22 protein-coding genes are annotated in these 14,781 nt (G+C 40.6%); 13 read left to right on the top strand and 9 right to left on the bottom strand.

Annotated elements, in window-relative coordinates; all coding sequences use genetic code 11:
• Positions 1-7 precede the first annotated feature (7 nt).
• On the top strand, positions 8-403 hold the full coding sequence (locus VFC49_RS02205; protein WP_324736005.1) for an NfeD family protein: 396 nt from the start codon (positions 8-10) through the stop codon (positions 401-403).
• On the opposite strand, the gene VFC49_RS02200 is transcribed toward VFC49_RS02205, so the two are convergent.
• Positions 366-809, bottom strand: a complete 444-nt coding sequence (locus VFC49_RS02200; protein ID WP_324736004.1) for a hypothetical protein — start codon at positions 807-809, stop codon at positions 366-368. The two genes, VFC49_RS02205 and VFC49_RS02200, sit on opposite strands and share 38 nt — an antisense overlap.
• Positions 810-903: 94 nt before the next feature.
• Between VFC49_RS02200 and VFC49_RS02195 the strand changes: the two genes are divergently transcribed.
• Positions 904-1,338 carry a CoA-binding protein gene (locus tag VFC49_RS02195; RefSeq protein WP_324736003.1) on the top strand — a complete coding sequence of 145 codons (435 nt, stop codon included), beginning with the start codon at positions 904-906 and terminating at the stop codon, positions 1,336-1,338.
• Between the two features lie 2 nt (positions 1,339-1,340).
• On the opposite strand, the gene VFC49_RS02190 is transcribed toward VFC49_RS02195, so the two are convergent.
• Positions 1,341-2,435: a TRM11 family methyltransferase gene (locus VFC49_RS02190; RefSeq protein ID WP_324736002.1), complete on the bottom strand. Its 1,095-nt coding sequence runs from the start codon at positions 2,433-2,435 to the stop codon at positions 1,341-1,343.
• Between the two features lie 99 nt (positions 2,436-2,534).
• Here VFC49_RS02190 and VFC49_RS02185 point away from each other — a divergent pair, with 99 nt between their 5' ends.
• The 6 genes from VFC49_RS02185 to VFC49_RS02160 are packed head-to-tail and all read left to right on the top strand — an operon-like array spanning position 2,535 to position 6,274.
• Complete coding sequence (locus VFC49_RS02185) at positions 2,535-3,800, top strand: hypothetical protein (protein WP_324736001.1); 1,266 nt, start codon at positions 2,535-2,537, stop codon at positions 3,798-3,800.
• A gap of 3 nt (positions 3,801-3,803) precedes the next feature.
• Positions 3,804-4,121, top strand: coding sequence for a hypothetical protein (locus VFC49_RS02180; RefSeq protein WP_324736000.1), 318 nt, complete (start codon positions 3,804-3,806; stop codon positions 4,119-4,121).
• 51 nt (positions 4,122-4,172) lie between these two features.
• On the top strand, positions 4,173-4,922 hold the full coding sequence (locus tag VFC49_RS02175; protein ID WP_324735999.1) for an ATPase domain-containing protein: 750 nt from the start codon (positions 4,173-4,175) through the stop codon (positions 4,920-4,922).
• Positions 4,923-4,974: 52 nt separating this feature from the next.
• Positions 4,975-5,433 carry an ArsR family transcriptional regulator gene (locus VFC49_RS02170; protein ID WP_324735998.1) on the top strand — a complete coding sequence of 153 codons (459 nt, stop codon included), beginning with the start codon at positions 4,975-4,977 and terminating at the stop codon, positions 5,431-5,433.
• Positions 5,434-5,450: 17 nt separating this feature from the next.
• A complete protein-coding gene (locus VFC49_RS02165; RefSeq protein WP_324735997.1) occupies positions 5,451-6,035 on the top strand; it encodes a hypothetical protein in 585 nt (194 codons plus the stop codon).
• Entirely contained in the window at positions 6,035-6,274 is a 240-nt protein-coding gene (locus VFC49_RS02160) for a hypothetical protein (protein WP_324735996.1), read from the top strand. Before VFC49_RS02165 ends, VFC49_RS02160 begins: the two co-directional genes overlap by 1 nt.
• Here the strand turns inward: VFC49_RS02160 and VFC49_RS02155 are convergent.
• The gene (locus tag VFC49_RS02155; protein ID WP_324735995.1) at positions 6,271-6,837 is read right to left on the bottom strand and encodes an Era-like GTP-binding protein; all 567 of its coding nucleotides are present in this window, start codon (positions 6,835-6,837) and stop codon (positions 6,271-6,273) included. The two genes, VFC49_RS02160 and VFC49_RS02155, sit on opposite strands and share 4 nt — an antisense overlap.
• 57 nt (positions 6,838-6,894) lie before the next feature.
• On the opposite strand from VFC49_RS02155, the gene VFC49_RS02150 reads away from it, so the two are divergent.
• Genes VFC49_RS02150 through tsaA form a run of 4 tightly spaced genes read left to right on the top strand, consistent with a single transcriptional unit; the run spans position 6,895 to position 9,317 of the window.
• Positions 6,895-7,209: a hypothetical protein gene (locus tag VFC49_RS02150; protein WP_013467072.1), complete on the top strand. Its 315-nt coding sequence runs from the start codon at positions 6,895-6,897 to the stop codon at positions 7,207-7,209.
• Positions 7,210-7,211: 2 nt separating this feature from the next.
• Complete coding sequence (locus VFC49_RS02145) at positions 7,212-7,760, top strand: HD family hydrolase (protein ID WP_324735994.1); 549 nt, start codon at positions 7,212-7,214, stop codon at positions 7,758-7,760.
• Positions 7,761-7,795: 35 nt separating this feature from the next.
• Positions 7,796-8,668, top strand: a complete 873-nt coding sequence (locus VFC49_RS02140) for an MBL fold metallo-hydrolase (protein WP_324735993.1) — start codon at positions 7,796-7,798, stop codon at positions 8,666-8,668.
• Between the two features lie 4 nt (positions 8,669-8,672).
• Positions 8,673-9,317, top strand: coding sequence for a tRNA (N6-threonylcarbamoyladenosine(37)-N6)-methyltransferase TrmO (gene tsaA / locus VFC49_RS02135; RefSeq protein ID WP_324735992.1), 645 nt, complete (start codon positions 8,673-8,675; stop codon positions 9,315-9,317).
• Here the strand turns inward: tsaA and cas4 are convergent.
• Positions 9,305-9,931, bottom strand: coding sequence for a CRISPR-associated protein Cas4 (gene cas4, locus VFC49_RS02130; protein WP_324735991.1), 627 nt, complete (start codon positions 9,929-9,931; stop codon positions 9,305-9,307). The two genes, tsaA and cas4, sit on opposite strands and share 13 nt — an antisense overlap.
• Before the next feature lie 163 nt (positions 9,932-10,094).
• Positions 10,095-10,448: a hypothetical protein gene (locus VFC49_RS02125; RefSeq protein WP_324735990.1), complete on the bottom strand. Its 354-nt coding sequence runs from the start codon at positions 10,446-10,448 to the stop codon at positions 10,095-10,097.
• Positions 10,449-10,598: 150 nt separating this feature from the next.
• Here VFC49_RS02125 and taw2 point away from each other — a divergent pair, with 150 nt between their 5' ends.
• Positions 10,599-11,444: a tRNA(Phe) (4-demethylwyosine(37)-C(7)) aminocarboxypropyltransferase Taw2 gene (gene taw2, locus VFC49_RS02120; RefSeq protein ID WP_324735989.1), complete on the top strand. Its 846-nt coding sequence runs from the start codon at positions 10,599-10,601 to the stop codon at positions 11,442-11,444.
• A 7-nt stretch (positions 11,445-11,451) separates the two neighbouring features.
• On the opposite strand, the gene VFC49_RS02115 is transcribed toward taw2, so the two are convergent.
• The 4 genes from VFC49_RS02115 to for are packed head-to-tail and all read right to left on the bottom strand — an operon-like array spanning position 11,452 to position 14,575.
• Complete coding sequence (locus VFC49_RS02115) at positions 11,452-12,270, bottom strand: hypothetical protein (protein ID WP_324735988.1); 819 nt, start codon at positions 12,268-12,270, stop codon at positions 11,452-11,454.
• Complete coding sequence (locus VFC49_RS02110) at positions 12,251-12,421, bottom strand: hypothetical protein (protein WP_324735987.1); 171 nt, start codon at positions 12,419-12,421, stop codon at positions 12,251-12,253. Before VFC49_RS02110 ends, VFC49_RS02115 begins: the two co-directional genes overlap by 20 nt.
• A gap of 1 nt (position 12,422) precedes the next feature.
• Positions 12,423-12,653 (bottom strand): MoaD/ThiS family protein, encoded by a 231-nt coding sequence (locus VFC49_RS02105; RefSeq protein WP_324735986.1) that lies wholly within the window; start codon positions 12,651-12,653, stop codon positions 12,423-12,425.
• A 59-nt stretch (positions 12,654-12,712) separates the two neighbouring features.
• Complete coding sequence (gene for / locus VFC49_RS02100; RefSeq protein ID WP_324735985.1) at positions 12,713-14,575, bottom strand: tungsten-containing formaldehyde ferredoxin oxidoreductase; 1,863 nt, start codon at positions 14,573-14,575, stop codon at positions 12,713-12,715.
• Positions 14,576-14,781: the final 206 nt, after the last annotated feature.

Raw genomic sequence — 14,781 nt, 5'->3', positions numbered from 1 at the left:
TGATTAAATGAAATTAAAGGAGAGGTTAAAGGATGTGCTGAAGTTCGTATTTTTGATGATAGATGAAATTGTAGTTGGGATATTCTTGTTTGTAATCCTTCCATCTGCTGGGATTAGGGTTCCTCTATCATTGTCTGTCACTGTTATAGCGCTTCTCGTTATAAAAGACATCGCAATAGTGCCATCTTTCGGACAAATTTTGAGGAAAAAGGCAGAAGTAGGCATCGAGGCATTAATGGGAAAAGAGGCAGTTGTTGTTGAGGATTTAACTCCTGAAGGGATTGTGAAAATCGGAAATGAATACTGGAGAGCAAAATGTATAAATGGACATGCAAAAGCTGGAGAGAGGGTAAAAGTTGTAAGGGCTAAAGGTCTGAAGCTTCTCGTGGAATGCCAAGAGTAGCCAATACCTGAGCGATCTCCTCTGGATTATTGGTTGAAAATGAGATGCTCCATCGTTTTGTATTCAAAACAATGCACCCCTTTGCGGGCATATTGAAGTGGATGAATCCAGAGCAGCTCATCCATCCGCTGTACACCTCAAAACTTATAATATCTTCAAGCTTTATCGTTTTACGTATTATTAACCCTAAAGCTCCCCTTATCCTGATTTCTCTGTCATCAATTTGGATTCTCATATAAGAGATATCAATTGTCAATGGAATAACAACTGCGCCAACAGCAAGCGGAATTTCAATGCCTTCTCCTGCCTGATAAGTTACCCAAAAACCGATAGAAAGTGAAAGTACAACAGGCAATATTACAAGAACGAGGATCCATCTGCTGGTTATTTTTTCTTCATAGAGCATTTTATCACCCATTAATGAAAAAGTTTTCATGAATTTAAATGCTATTACCGCAATAGTTTTATTCATTCATGCCAACTTAGTTTCAGGTGGTTCTATGGTTAAGAAGATGCCTTTGGATAGGTTAACAGACGATGATATCCGAGAAATTCTCACAAGATATAAGCGGATTGCTCTCGTGGGAGCTTCTCCAAAACCCGAAAGAGCCAGCTATGATGTCATGAAATATCTCCTGGATCATGGGTACGATGTTATCCCGGTAAATCCAAGATACGAGGAAGTGCTTGGTAGAAAATGTTATCCTTCCGTGCTTGATATTCCCGGTGAAGTAGAGATTGTTGACCTGTTTGTAAGGCCAGAGTTTACAATGGAGTATGTTGAGCAGGCGATTGAGAAAGGTGCAAAAGTTGTGTGGTTTCAGTTTAACACCTACAACAGAGAAGCATTCAAAAAGGCAAAAGAGGCTGGACTTACTGCAGTTGCCCATAGGTGTATAAAGCAAGAACACGAGAGGCTGTTTGGAGATTTGTAGTGTTAGCCTTTAAACCTCAGCACATGGATGTCTCTAACCACTCTATGCCTTTCCTCAAAGTCAGTGTATTTCGCTAAGACTTCAAAGCCAAGCTTTTCCAGCCATTTTCTTTCTTTCCTGTATATCCTCCCATCCTTGAGTTTGTATGCTGGAAATACAAATACAACTCTCCCATTTCTTTTAAGCACGTCTCTAAAACTGTCGAAGACCTGATAATAAAAGCGGTCAAGTTGATTTGCCATTTGTATGGCATCTCCCCTTGTGGGATTATACTTGAGAGGCTTTCCCAGCCAGGGTTCTGTAACTATGGCATCAAACTTAGTTCTAAAGCAGCGCTTAAGCTTTCTGGCATCACACACTTCTAAGTGAGCGGTTTTTTTGACTTTAAATTCTTTCTTCAACCACTTCAGGTTTTCTTTTGCTCCTTTAATTGCCTTAGGATCTGAGTCACTCCCATATGCATTCAGCCCTTGGAGGAGGAATTCCTGCACTATTGTTCCAATGCCACAGAAGGGATCCAAGAAATTTCCTTGCCTAATCTCTGTCAGATTAACCATTATCCTCGCTAATCTGGGGGGGATTGAAAAAATTGCTCTTTGAACTGGTCTCTCAACATCAAGCTTTTTCAGCTCAAATGGGTCGGTAGTTTTTATCGTCTCGCCCACCCAGAGTCTTTCTCCATAGATGAACACAAAATCCTTGGTCTCTGGGAATCCTTTTAGAATTAGTTCAGATGGCATAGCATAGACCTTGGCTGGCTTAAAGAATTTAGCAGAACCTTCACTCTTGAAGGTTTTCTTTATCTGGCTTCCAAGCTTTCTCCAGAGCTTCCAGTCCTCTTTCCCGTAGATGCTAACTGTAAAAAGCTTTGAATATGTAAGTTTTTTTACTGCATCTTCCCCATTCCCTATGATTCTTACAAGCTTCAGTGCGCCGCCAAGTTTGTGAAAAAGGTACTCTACTTTTTTGGAGCTCTCAAAGATTATCCAGTTGTGGGAAGTTTCAACAATCTTAATTTTGAGTCCGAATCTTCTTACAAATGAGTAAAACTCTGCTTCGCTCAGCTTAGGATTCTTTCCAAGTATTAATGCATACATAGTGGGAAGCTAATAGTCATGCTTTAAAAAGATTTGGCAACCGAAAATTAATAAGGATTGACACCCAAACAAAAACAAATTAAATCAGGTGATGCATATATGCTCATTAAAGAAGCACTCGCTTCAGTAGATGCTATCCAAAGCCCCTATATTAGGGCCGTTACCTATGCAAGAATTGGGGCAACACTGGCACTGGCTAAGAATCCTCTCTATGAACAAGCATTTAAAAAGGCTTTCGATGCTGCAGAAGAGATAGACAATCCAGTCGAAATCTTAAAAGCTCTTCTGGCTATTGCATTCTATCTCGGGAAAGCAAAAATGAAGTCCTCAAAAAAGATGTTTAGACAGCTTGCTGAGGACATCATGATTTTGCCAAAGAAAACCCGTGATAAGCTGTTTAGGGATCTAATATCTTACATGCTCCAGCTTGGTGAGATCGATGAGGCTTTTTATTATTCTGAGTACATATCAAATGAAAAGTTAAAGAATGAGATACTCGTAAACATTCTAAAAGAATACCTAAGTACCCTTGTTGGGGAGAAAATTAGGATCATTTATAGAATTAGAAAAATTGAGTTGATTCTCGAGCACATCAGTGAAGAGCCCTACAGATCTTATGCAATTGCAGAGATCATAAAGTCCTATTTAAAAATTGGTGAATATGACAGAGCGATTTTAATGATAAAAGAACTTAAAAGTAAGTACTGGCTCAAACAGACAGTGAAAGAAGTTCTATTTTATTTAAAGCACAAGGATCTTGATAAAAAATATGCTGATCGCCTTCTAACTGTGGCAATCGAAATTTCTGATAACCTTGGAATTGACATAAACGAGGATTTAGCTGTGATATTTGCTATAAACGGAGACATAGCTCATTCAGTGGAAGCACTGTCGCATGTAAGTGATAAAGAGCAGAAGCTCATTGAAATTATGAAAGTTCTCATGGAAAGAAGACCCGGTACTGTTATACCTTATCTTCAAATACTCGATCCCAAGGACTCTGAAATAGCAAGCAAGGCTGTTCTAAACTATCTTATAGACAACCCCTCTCCCGAATACTCGTCCATCGCAAGATATATTTCGGAAAAAATTGAGTCAGAAGAAGTCATTGTTAAAGCGGTTCAATATTACCTTAAAATTGGACAAGTTGTCGAAGCTGCTCGAATGACAAGCAGACTAAAAAGCAGGAAACTTCGTTCATTGGCTTTAGGGGACATTGCCCATTATCTTCTGAAGAATAACAAGATCGGGGATGCTCTTGATCTTGTAATGCACGTTGAAGATCCAAAGCTCTCTTCGGTGCTTATATCTGAAATACTGGTGAAAGTAATTGAAGACGAGCTGAAAAAAGAACATAGGGTGTAAAAAATGTCAATTATTACCAGATTGTCCAGAACTGGTAAATACGAAAAAATTGAATTTGTTTTAAAGCTTGTGGATAGGATTTTGGCAGGGGATGATATCTTCAATGACAGAGTTCTGCTTATGGATACCATCGAAGAAATGTACCGCATACTACGGCAACTGGCATTGAATTCAAAAGATGAAAATCTTTTAACAGCTTTTGAAAAAATGGCAATTCTTAGGTATTCTCTTCAAAGGGAGAATGTGTTTGATAGGAAAACTCTCAGCGATATTAAGCCCGTTCTCTTAAATACGCTCAAAGAGCGAAGCGGCACCCTCTGAGCTAAAACCTTATGAACTATTAGATGTAACTACACTTAGCAGGTGAATAGAATGAGAGTTGTGTCTACAGGAATTCCCGAACTGGACTTGGCATTGGGAGGAGGGCTCATTAAAGGGGGCCTTATTGTAATTTCGTATGAAAGTGATTTAAATGGCTCTGCCGGGTGGATATTGGGACTCAAGATTCTAAAGAACAGAATTGATGAGGGGGATTTAGGGATTTTGATCAACCACAGATACCCGCTTTCGAATCTTTTCAACCGCCTTTCTGTAGTTGGTTTGAATGCTGAGGCAATGCTGAAAGAAGGCAGGCTGAAGATACTTGATGTATTTGGATCATTGTATGGCATAAAATATTCGTATGATGGGGTTCATCAATTTGGAAGCTTTGATCCAAGGATGTATATCCCGAAGATGGTTGAGCTCTTTGAAAGAATTTTAACCCCAGAGCAAATTGAAAACTCAATTGCTGCAATATTCACGGCAGGTTCTTTTGCAATGCGTATCGGTGAGGAAAGATACATGAAGGTAATTGAAGAGTCTATGGCGTTTAATGAAAAGTTAAAACTTGAAAAGGGCATTGCATTTCCAACGAGAATTTACTTTCTTAACAGGGATGAGATTTCACCAAGGTTCTCAGCATGGCTGTCCAGTATAGCTGATCAGGTGATATCCATAACTTCCCATGAAGTTGAAAACAGAATTGGTGGGAAGCTTAGAATAACCAAATCTCTTCTTCCGAATTTTGAGCTCAAGAGCTTTAGATATTGGGTTGCCAAGGGGAATATAGAGATACTTTAGTTGTTCAATTTTAATCAAAACACCTATATGAATTGAGCAACCATAAAGAGTAATGGGGACAGCAATGGCAGAGAACGACGATGTCGAGAAGCTTGCAGAGGAACTAAAGACCTTAAGAAAAGCACTGGATGAGCTTATGAAAAGCTTTGAACTTGTCTCCCAATTGGCTCAGAACTATCTCAGACTCATAAACATCTATGCACAGTATGGAGAGCTCAGCATTGATATTGTGATACCCGAAATCAGGCACGATCCTATTGCAAGAGAAATAGTCAAGATAGTGTTTGACCTCAAAAAAGCGAACATAAGTCAGATAGCGAGAGAACTCAAAGCGAGACGTGGAAAAGGTTCGAGAAATACCGTCAGGGAAAAAGTGGAGCTCCTTTTGAAGCTCAACGTTTTTGAAATGGTGGAAGGTGAGAAGGGGAGATGTTACACACTAAGAAAAGAAGTGATCAATAAGTGGTTTGATTTAATCGGAATCCCAATTAGGTTTGACCAGAGAAAATAATTATTGAGGTGGTAAAGATGGAGTTTGATGAAAAAGAGTTTGAAAAGGAAATAAAGAAAAAAGTCCTTGAAGCAATAGAAAAATCTGTGGATAACGAGGACAAGATAAAGAAGCTGATTGAAGAAACAATAAAGGATCTCACCCAGCAGCTCAGGGAGGCTAAGAGCGAGGAGGACTTAGAAATTATAGAAGAAAAAATTGAGATAATGAGAGACATGCTGAAGACATATGAAAAGAGCAAGGGCGATGAGGAGGACATACAAGAGCTCAAGGAAGTTATGGGTGTTCTCTCAGAGAGCCTTCCAAAAATAATGGACTCCATATTTGGCCCAATAAAAGAATTAATAAACGAAGCATACGACCCAGATAAAGCTGAAAAATTCGGTAAAAACGTTGCCAATTTTTACAAAGAGCTCGTTGCGGCAGGTATGGATCCAGATAAAGCGTTTGAGCTTACAAAGGAATACATGGAGAGCATGAACTTCATAAAAACGCTGATAGCTGCATTCATGAAAGAGAAAATGGGCAAAATAAAGAATTTTGAGGAACTAAAGAAATTTGGAAAAAAGAAGGTGACAAAAGACTTTGAGGAGGAGCTTTAATGGTTCTTTCTTTTTTCAGACTTTTATTTTTGATACCCAAGTTTCTGTGGAACTTAGCAGGGATCAAAAGAACAATAAGAAAGAGCAAACGGAAATTTAAAAAAGCACTGATTAAAGGCGGCATCCCCAAGGAATTAGCTGAAGAACTTGCAAACGAATATGCTTTGCCTGATGACGTCATCTCATTAAACGCTCTTGCTAAAATTTCAAAGTACTTAAAATACACAAGGAGAACTTAGCTTTTCTTCGCGTATTGGGCATAATATACAAGTGCTTTCAGGAGATCATTGAACCCCTCATATGTGACCAAAGACAAGAGTATGGGTTCCTGCTCTAAGCGCTTTTTTACGATTTGTCTGAGTTCCTCAACCCTCTCTCTCGGAACCAAGTCGATTTTGTTAATCACAACAATTATCGGTTTTTCGTATCTGAACTTCAATAGATGGTGGAGCTTCTCCATTCCCCTATGCAGACCGTACTGGGCGTCGATCATGTGAATGATGATATCGGCTGATGTTATTTCGTCTAAAATTTCCTTAAACTTTTCTTCACTTAAAACCTTCCCTCTGAACTCATATTTGGGATCAAAAAGCCCCGCCGTATCAATTAATACAAACTCATCTGCTCCCCCGAATGGATTTTTCATAGTTTTTGGAATCTTAATTTTTCCAAAAGTTTTCCTTATGATACTTTTTGTGGTTCCTGGAATCTCGGCAGTTTCAGAGACTTTCCTTCCAAGGAGTGCATTCATGAGCGTAGACTTACCTACGTTTTCAGCACCAATGATCGCAATCTTTATCATGTTTCTCACCGATAAGTATATCACTCAGAGGGTAATATAAGCATAAAGGTGGTTGAGATGCCCAAGAGGGTTAAGTTCGGTCATCACTACTATTACATCGTTCTTCCCGATGAGCTGAGAGATAATAAATTTCGAGGTAAAAACGTAGTTCTTGAGGGAATCGTAGAGGACAAACCACTCATAGAATTCCTTCCGATGGAACTGCCAAGCTACAGAACGACTTTTCGTATAAATGGTTTGAAAATTGAATTTTCGGGCACTCCTCATATAGGGATAGGGGAACAGGTGAAAGTCTACGGCAGATTCGTGGGAGATGGAATCATAGCTAAGGCTATAGAAACTGAAAAGGCTTTGTACGTCTCGGAGGAGTAGCTATGCTGAGGCTGTTTATTGAAGCGGGAAAACTTAAGCGCCTACCCAGGATGGGATGGTTGCTTAGAGGGGTTCCAAATCCTGAAAGTGTTGCAGATCACAGCTTTAGAGTTGCTTTTATAACCCTTTTCTTGGCAGAAGATCTTAGGGGCAGAGGTATTGACGTCAATGTAGAAAAAGCCCTCAAGATTGCCCTTCTCCACGACCTTGGAGAATCCAAAATCACAGATCTCCCTTTAGATGCCCAAAGATACGTGGATAAGAGAAAGGCTGAAAAAAAGGCTGTTATGGAGCTTTTACTTGAGGTTGGAGATAAAAGCTTGGAATATTTCAAGCTGTTCGAGGAGTATGAGGAAGAAAGCAGTTTGGAAGGTAGATTAGTCAAGTTTGCAGACAAGCTTGAGATGACTCTTCAGGCATATGAATACGAGATTGCTGGTTTTGGAAATTTAGACGAATTTTGGTCAGCACTTGAGTATCTAAAGAAAAGCGAATTTCACAAGTATTTCCAAGAGCTTATTGAGGAAGTGGAGAAGCTTAGGAAAAATTAATTACTTCTGCCATCCTAACTTCCTTGGTGATTTTTATGGGAACAAAAAAGTTGGGTGAAAATTTGTATCTCTACCCGGGAAGCCCTTCAACGATGATAAAAATTCATGAAGGAAAAGCTGTTCTTGTTGATGTAGGACATGGAAGCGGAAGACATAAAGATCTGCTGAGGGAAGTTAAGAAGCTCGGGAGTGAAGTTAAGGCTCTTTTAGCAACCCATGGTCATGCCGATCACATAAGCGTTGCTACAAAAATTGACAAACCTCTTTTCATCCACCGCTTTGAATTTTCTATAGCAGAAAGCCCCCTTAATAGAGAGCTCCTAACTTTTGGCTCAAAAGCCCCCAAAGGCTTCCTTGTGTTTCAGTTCCCCCATGAGGTTAAAGTTCATGCTATTTTTGAGTGGAACGATGAACTGTTTGGTCTAAAAACAGTAAAGCTCAGCGGACATTCACCGGGAATGACGGGTTTTGTAGATGAAGAAAACTGTGTCGTCTATAGCGGAGACAGCTTCTTTGGAGAGAGAATAATTCAAGCTGTCGGTGTGCCTTATTTGGTCGACGTGGAGCTATTTAAAGCTTCAATTATGCAATTACATAATTATGCAATTGAAGGATTTCTGCTGATACCCTCCCATGGAAAACCTGTTAAGGGAGAAGAAGCTGAAAAGCTGCTGGAATTTAACCTCCAAAGGGTTGAAGATGCTGAAAAGAAAATTTTAGAGCTATTAAAGAGACTTATGAGCATAAGTGAACTGAGCTACCGCTTAGCCAAGACATTTGGAGCGAAGATAACCCCTCAATCTTTGGCGTTGAATCAAGTTCCAATAAGGGCATTCATAGCAGAGCTTTACAACAAGGGAGTAATTGAAGCAGTGATTGAGAAAGATTTGAAGTGGAAGGTGAGGTGATAGAATGGAGAAGTTCAAGATTATACCTGTGGGAGTTGTTAGAAAAGGGGATGGGGAAGATATATTGGAGATTTTCCCCAAGTTTAGGGATGCAGCTGATGGCTTACACGAGGGGGATTTTATCAAGCTTATCCTCTGGTTTCATAAAAGCGACACTTTAGAAAAAAGAAGAGTGTTGAAGGTCCATCCTCACGGCAATCCGCAGAATCCCCTAACTGGAGTCTTTGCTACCCGCTCTCCCGTGAGACCTAACCCATTAGCTATATATACTGTCCGGATTCACAGGATCGAGGAGAGCAGAATATACATTGATCCTATTGATGCCGATGATGGAACACCAATAGCTGATATAAAGATCTTCGTTGAGAGGTTGGACTGTCCAGCCAGAAGGGAACTCGAAGAGTGGGAGCTTGATATTGAGAATGCACGGCACATTGGTAAGCTTAATTTAATTCCAAGAATAAGCGAACACTTAGATGAACTTGAGGAAGTATCTCCAGAGGAGTTCACGGCTTTAATAGTTGGATTGGGCTCAAAAACAACATACTTAACAGCCAAGGATCTTGCAGACTTAATAAAATTTCTAAACGAGACCTATGAGAGACTGCCAGTGGAGATAAAAGATAAGCTGAAATCTCAGAGTTCGTAGCCGTTGTTCCCATAGCAGATGTAATAGTAGGGACAGAACTTACACATATAATTTCTCCATCCCTCAGGGGGTTTGTCTTTTTCATAATGTTTTTTCACAATGTAAAACTGCTTTATCGTTTCCTTGAACAGCTTTTCATCATAGGGAATCTCAAAAGCCTTGAAGTTTTTCCCTTTGACTATTGGAAAGCTTGAGAAGTCTATCCATTTTAAGACCCTGTGGGGGTTCTCATGAAGTTTTACATAATAAAGATAGCCATATTCGCTTTCTGCCCATCTTAGATAGATGTTTAGCTGGGCGAGGTGATACTCATAGGGCAGCCTTGGAAGTGAAGTTTTGCCTTTTATCTCAATGGGGAAATCCCGATAGGCGTCAATTCTTCCATGGATTTCAAAGCCGAGACGAGAAGAGCGAAGAACTATGTGCTTTTCAAGTTCAAAGCCAAATTGCTTACTTAAAATTTCGCCTAAAACATTGTGAGTCTTGACGCCTTGGTTCAGTCTAACTCTAACGAACTCAGGCCATTTCTCTGGGTATCCTTTAAGTCTAAAGTATATGCGCCGGGGGCAGGTTAAGGCTTCGCTTGCATAAAACTCAAGAAGTTCATCGCTCATTGTTGTACCTCCTGATGGAAGTTAAAGTAGCGTCAGCTAATACCGACGTCATCACCGCTCAGACTGGGCAAGGCCCATCATCCGCTGAATAGAGTATCTAAAACTAAGCTTAAAACCTTTGGGGTGTGTTGAAAGAGTAGGAGAACAAACAAAAATAAGAAAATCACGCTTTACTCTTCCTTAAAACTGCAGAATCTCTCTTTATGGAATAGCTTAATCCATAAGCAGGCCAGAGTCCTGGGGGCATTGAGTAGTGGTGCAGATTTCTTAAAATTTTTTCTGCATCTTCTCTACTCTCTGCAATAATTCTGAGGCTGTCTTTTGTTAGAATAACATCGCCCCTGGGCAGTTTCAGAACAATCCTATCTTCCTCAACTTCGGGCTTTGCCCTCATTAAAAGAGCCTTCAAATCCTCATAGGCATCCTCTGTGATTTTTTGTTCAAGAACTCCATTCTTTTTCTTCTTTGATTTAAATATATTCACGAGCCAAAAACTACTCGAGCCTTCATCATCCATTGTTTAACTCTACCCCCGCTTTGTTCTCAATACCTTTATAGGCTTCCCTCTTTTTAAGCTTTTTTAATCGCTTTTTGCCGAAACGACAAGTTACTACGAATGATTTATGATACCAAAGAGTTTTAAACACCCATAAGGAGCTTACATCTGATGAAGAAGAGAAAGACCCAGCTCATAAAACCTCGAATAAGGGAGATACTGAGCAAAAGGCTTCCTGAAGGGTTAGTTGATCTTCTCCCTAAGCATTGGGTTCAAATTGGAGATGTTTTGATTTTACCGCTTAGAGAAGAGCTCTTGCCATATAAATATGAAATAGCCAAAGTTTATGCTGAAGTTTTGGAAGTAAAGACTGTCCTAAGGAAGGGTTGGATTTTGGGAGAATTTAGAGAGCCCCATTATGAGGTTATTTACGGCGAAGACACGGTAACGGTTCACAAGGAGAACGGTATTCTCTACAAGCTTGATGTGGCAAGAGTGATGTTCTCTCCAGCAAATGTTAAGGAAAGAGTTAGAATGGCAAGCATAGCAAAACCCAATGAGCTCGTTGTGGATATGTTTGCTGGAATTGGGCATCTCTCGCTCCCAATAGCAAAGCACTGCAAGGCCAAAGTCATTGCAATTGAGAAAAATCCATACACATTCAAATTCTTAGTAGAGAACATTGAGCTCAATAAAGTTCAGGATAGAATGACTGCGTATAACATCGATAATAGGGATTTTCCTGGAGAGAACATTGCGGACAGAATTCTTATGGGTTATGTAATTAAAACTCACGAATTTATTCCAAAGGCTCTGGAGATTGCGAAAGATGAGGCAGTAATTCACTATCACAATACTGTTCCTGAAAAATTGATGCCCAAGGAACCATTTGAAACTTTCCAAAGAACGGCAAAAGAGTACGGCTATGAGGCTGAGCTTTTGGAAAGCAGGATAATCAAGCGCTATGCCCCTGGAGTCTGGCATGTTGTTTTGGATGTGAGGGTGTATAAGAAGTGAAAGTGCTTTATGTAACATTTTTTAAGAACCTAATCTCCACAACATCACCAATCTCAAACTTTCCCCCAATCAGCTTTATCTTCTCTTGGTTGCAGTAAATCCCTATACCCTTCACTTTTTGTTGATTTGCAAATATCTGGAAATCAGCATTAAAAATCCCAACTCCGTTTGGAAGCTCTTGATCCACCGAAAACTTTGCTTCGAGAATCTCAACTTTTCTTCGTTTGCCAAAAATTGCTCCGTAGTGATAGTGAGGCAAGCCACCTTCAATTGGGATATCGTCGAAAGATAAGGGCGTTAGATTTTTCCTTCCTTTCTTTAGAGGCTTCAGCCAGTAGTAGTGTTCAGTCTTCTCAACAACCTCAAACCTGTTCCCTTTAATTGTGGGCACGAGTTTTAGAATTTTTGGATGCATTAAAAAGCCTCCTCTTGCCCTGTATCTATCTTTGCAATCCCTCAGTTCAAAGTGGGCATGTCTGTCGCTCCACGGCCTAAAAAAGCCTGAAACAACCAATTCACCGATCTCATCTCCTAAATAGACCTTATCTCCAACTTTAATGCTGGGTTTAACATGAAGAGCTTTTAAGCAGAACCCCTCAACTTGGAAAATCGTGAGGTAATCTTCCCTAATTGGAACATATCGTGGAGTTCTAACTTTCTTAATCTCCAGAGCCTTTCCTTCTTCAAATGGGAAAAGGACTTTGTTTGGAAAATAGACATCAATTGCAGTTCCAACCTTATGTCCGGGATAGGGAGTATTAAAAAAGCTAAACCATGCCTCTTTTGGAATTTTGAAGTCCAATCCTTTAACCCTTGCTATCTTCATTTTTATTGCCCCATAACGGCTCCCAGTCATCACAGATAGCGTTCATGTGGGTTGTTTTCATCTGCCTTCTGCATATCCCCTGTGTCAGAAAGTAAGAGTCAATTGGGCCAAACCACCGACAGTTTTTGCAGGCTTTTAGCTTCTCATCCATTTTAGCCACCACTTAAGACCGGCATTACCTTTATTTCATCCCCATCTTTCACAATAACGTCTCCTCTCGCCACTTTTCCGTTGACCATAATTATCTTGTCATGTAGTTTGTCGTAACCCTTGACGATCTCCTTTAATACCTCATCCACTGTTTTCGGTTTATCAACTTCAATATAAATCTCGCTTGATCCAGCTAAGTGAGCCAAAGCACCCATGAGTTTAATTCTTATCATGAGCATCACCTCTAAGAACGTCTTCAACAGGCAAATAAAAAAGTTTTCAAAAGAGAAGATTAATGAAGCTCCGTAACCTTCTCAAGCTCTGGAATGACGAAGTCAAGCTTGAGCTTCTGGAGTGTTTCCTTAGTTGGGATTCCTCTCTCGTCCCAGCCGCGCATCTTGTAGTATTCACTGAGCAGCTTGTCGTACTTGTCCTCCTCAAGGTGCTTGCCTTTGTATGGCCCGCTCTTGAGTCCCTCAATGAACCATCTCTTTGGTGGATAGTCCATCCTCCTGCTCCAGTTTCCGTTGAACTCTCTAACCCAGTAAGCTCTAATCAATGCATAGAGCCTGTCAGCTGCTGCAAAGAGGTCGCCCCATGTGTATGTGACTCCGGTTATTGCCTTCAGGAGCTTTGGATAATAGTCAATGCTTAGTCCAACCTCAATCCATGGCAGCCTACATGCAGAGAGCATCTCGAACAGTCCACCTCTGTATCTCTGCAGCTCAATAACCTTTGCAGCCTTTTCTGGGCTATATGTGATCTTGTACTCAACCTTCTTTGCCTGCTCTCCTTCAATTGGTGCTGTACCGATTTCCCAAGCAATAACCCATGCTTCCTTGTGGTGGGCACCGATTGATGATGTTGCAAATGCAAGTGCCATTGCGGGATAGATATAACTGTTGTAACCACTGACCTCTAATCCTTTAACGTGCATTGCAAAGTTTTCGCCTCCTTCCACTTTTTGAGCCATTCTCATTACACCTTCAGCGGCGAAGTTTCCAAGCTCGCTACTCCTGAATGCGATCTCTTTGACGAGTTCTTTTGCTCCCTTGTAGTCTCCGAACGTTGGGCCTTCTTTGAGAAGTCCTTTCTCAACAGCTTCCATGACAAACGCTATTGAGCCGCCCAAAGATATCGTGTCAAGACCGTACATGTCGGCGAGTCTGTTCAAAACTGCAACCTTATTGAGCTGTCCAATTCCAAGGTTTGAGCCAAGCAAAGCAACGTTTTCATAATCGAGCTCGCTCTCCAATCCTTCGGCGTCAAGAACAACGTTTCCACAGGGCATGTTACAGTAGGGACAGCCACGCTGCTTGACCTTCATACCCTCTAAGGTGTAACCGTCAATTGATCTTGCAAACTTGAATGAACCGTCTTGGAAGTTGTATGTTGGAAGTGCTGAGTTTTCATTTGTCCATTCTACAGCTGCCATCGTTCCCTGACGGTGCCAGAACTCATAGGTCGGCTTACTCAGTATCTCATCGTAAGCCTCTTTGCTTAGTTTTCTTAACTCTTCTTTATCTGCTACGGGAATTTCCTTTGTTCCTTTAATTACAATAGCCTTAAGCTTCTTGCTTCCCATTACTGCACCAATACCAGGTCTTCCTCCGGCTCTTCCTTCTTGTGACATTATAACTGCATATTTCACTAAATTCTCGCCACCTGGTCCAATGCTCAATATGCCCACATTCTTGCCGTGTATCTTCTTCAGCTCTTCCTCGGTCTTAAAGGTATCAAGACCCCAGAGTCCCTCAGCACTGAGAATGCTTACATTATCATCTTCAACGTAAAGATACACGGGCTTTTTGGCTTTTCCTTCAATAACAATGGCATCATAACCAGCTTTTCTAAGATGCACAGTTGCCATTGTTCCTATGTTTCCGTCCCCATATCCCCCAGTAAGTGGGCTCTTAGCGGCAACCACCAATTTTCCTCCGCTTGGTGTTGGGAGGCCGTTAAATGGTCCAGCTGCTATGACAAGCTTGTTTTCCGGGCTAAGAGGATCAACTCCCTTGACTTCATCCCAGAGAATCTTTGCTGCCAATCCCCTTCCACCGATGAAAAGTTGAGCAATTTCTGGAGAATATTCCTGCACTTTGACTTTGTTGTTTGTTAAATCAACTCTTAAAATTCTTCCCCACCAACCTTTCATAGAACCACCGTATTTCATAATGGTGAAATTCTATAAAAGTTTTGAGTTCACAAAAACCTTTAACTGCTCCATCTTGAGAAAATATAAATATTTAACGATCTCTATTCAAATAAATTTTTCTGTTTAGCAAAATTTTTCGAAGCTTCTCCGTAATAAACGGTGCAACATGAATTGTTTGCGATCATTGATGGCTAATTTCGAACATC

The sequence above is a fragment of the Thermococcus sp. SY098 genome, assembly GCF_035621495.1.
GTDB lineage: Archaea > Methanobacteriota_B > Thermococci > Thermococcales > Thermococcaceae > Thermococcus_B.
The sequence above is the reverse complement of the archived record's forward strand: the minus strand, read 5'-3'. Positions and strand labels throughout refer to the sequence as shown.

What these genes read in the sequence shown, in the direction of transcription:
- taw2 (WP_324735989.1), top strand. Translation starts at nt 10,599, where the DNA reads ATGAAGAAGAGAAAGACCCAGCTCATAAAACCTCGAATAAGGGAGATA.
- VFC49_RS02150 (WP_013467072.1), top strand. Translation starts at nt 6,895, where the DNA reads ATGCCCAAGAGGGTTAAGTTCGGTCATCACTACTATTACATCGTTCTT.
- VFC49_RS02190 (WP_324736002.1), bottom strand. Translation starts at nt 2,435, where the DNA reads ATGTATGCATTAATACTTGGAAAGAATCCTAAGCTGAGCGAAGCAGAG.
- VFC49_RS02200 (WP_324736004.1), bottom strand. Translation starts at nt 809, where the DNA reads ATGCTCTATGAAGAAAAAATAACCAGCAGATGGATCCTCGTTCTTGTA.
- VFC49_RS02180 (WP_324736000.1), top strand. Translation starts at nt 3,804, where the DNA reads ATGTCAATTATTACCAGATTGTCCAGAACTGGTAAATACGAAAAAATT.
- VFC49_RS02105 (WP_324735986.1), bottom strand. Translation starts at nt 12,653, where the DNA reads ATGATAAGAATTAAACTCATGGGTGCTTTGGCTCACTTAGCTGGATCA.
- VFC49_RS02140 (WP_324735993.1), top strand. Translation starts at nt 7,796, where the DNA reads ATGGGAACAAAAAAGTTGGGTGAAAATTTGTATCTCTACCCGGGAAGC.
- VFC49_RS02165 (WP_324735997.1), top strand. Translation starts at nt 5,451, where the DNA reads ATGGAGTTTGATGAAAAAGAGTTTGAAAAGGAAATAAAGAAAAAAGTC.
- VFC49_RS02205 (WP_324736005.1), top strand. Translation starts at nt 8, where the DNA reads ATGAAATTAAAGGAGAGGTTAAAGGATGTGCTGAAGTTCGTATTTTTG.
- VFC49_RS02195 (WP_324736003.1), top strand. Translation starts at nt 904, where the DNA reads ATGGTTAAGAAGATGCCTTTGGATAGGTTAACAGACGATGATATCCGA.
- VFC49_RS02185 (WP_324736001.1), top strand. Translation starts at nt 2,535, where the DNA reads ATGCTCATTAAAGAAGCACTCGCTTCAGTAGATGCTATCCAAAGCCCC.
- VFC49_RS02160 (WP_324735996.1), top strand. Translation starts at nt 6,035, where the DNA reads ATGGTTCTTTCTTTTTTCAGACTTTTATTTTTGATACCCAAGTTTCTG.
- VFC49_RS02155 (WP_324735995.1), bottom strand. Translation starts at nt 6,837, where the DNA reads ATGATAAAGATTGCGATCATTGGTGCTGAAAACGTAGGTAAGTCTACG.
- for (WP_324735985.1), bottom strand. Translation starts at nt 14,575, where the DNA reads ATGAAAGGTTGGTGGGGAAGAATTTTAAGAGTTGATTTAACAAACAAC.
- VFC49_RS02170 (WP_324735998.1), top strand. Translation starts at nt 4,975, where the DNA reads ATGGGGACAGCAATGGCAGAGAACGACGATGTCGAGAAGCTTGCAGAG.
- VFC49_RS02115 (WP_324735988.1), bottom strand. Translation starts at nt 12,270, where the DNA reads ATGAAGATAGCAAGGGTTAAAGGATTGGACTTCAAAATTCCAAAAGAG.
- VFC49_RS02110 (WP_324735987.1), bottom strand. Translation starts at nt 12,421, where the DNA reads ATGGATGAGAAGCTAAAAGCCTGCAAAAACTGTCGGTGGTTTGGCCCA.
- VFC49_RS02145 (WP_324735994.1), top strand. Translation starts at nt 7,212, where the DNA reads ATGCTGAGGCTGTTTATTGAAGCGGGAAAACTTAAGCGCCTACCCAGG.
- cas4 (WP_324735991.1), bottom strand. Translation starts at nt 9,931, where the DNA reads ATGAGCGATGAACTTCTTGAGTTTTATGCAAGCGAAGCCTTAACCTGC.
- VFC49_RS02175 (WP_324735999.1), top strand. Translation starts at nt 4,173, where the DNA reads ATGAGAGTTGTGTCTACAGGAATTCCCGAACTGGACTTGGCATTGGGA.
- tsaA (WP_324735992.1), top strand. Translation starts at nt 8,673, where the DNA reads ATGGAGAAGTTCAAGATTATACCTGTGGGAGTTGTTAGAAAAGGGGAT.
- VFC49_RS02125 (WP_324735990.1), bottom strand. Translation starts at nt 10,448, where the DNA reads ATGGATGATGAAGGCTCGAGTAGTTTTTGGCTCGTGAATATATTTAAA.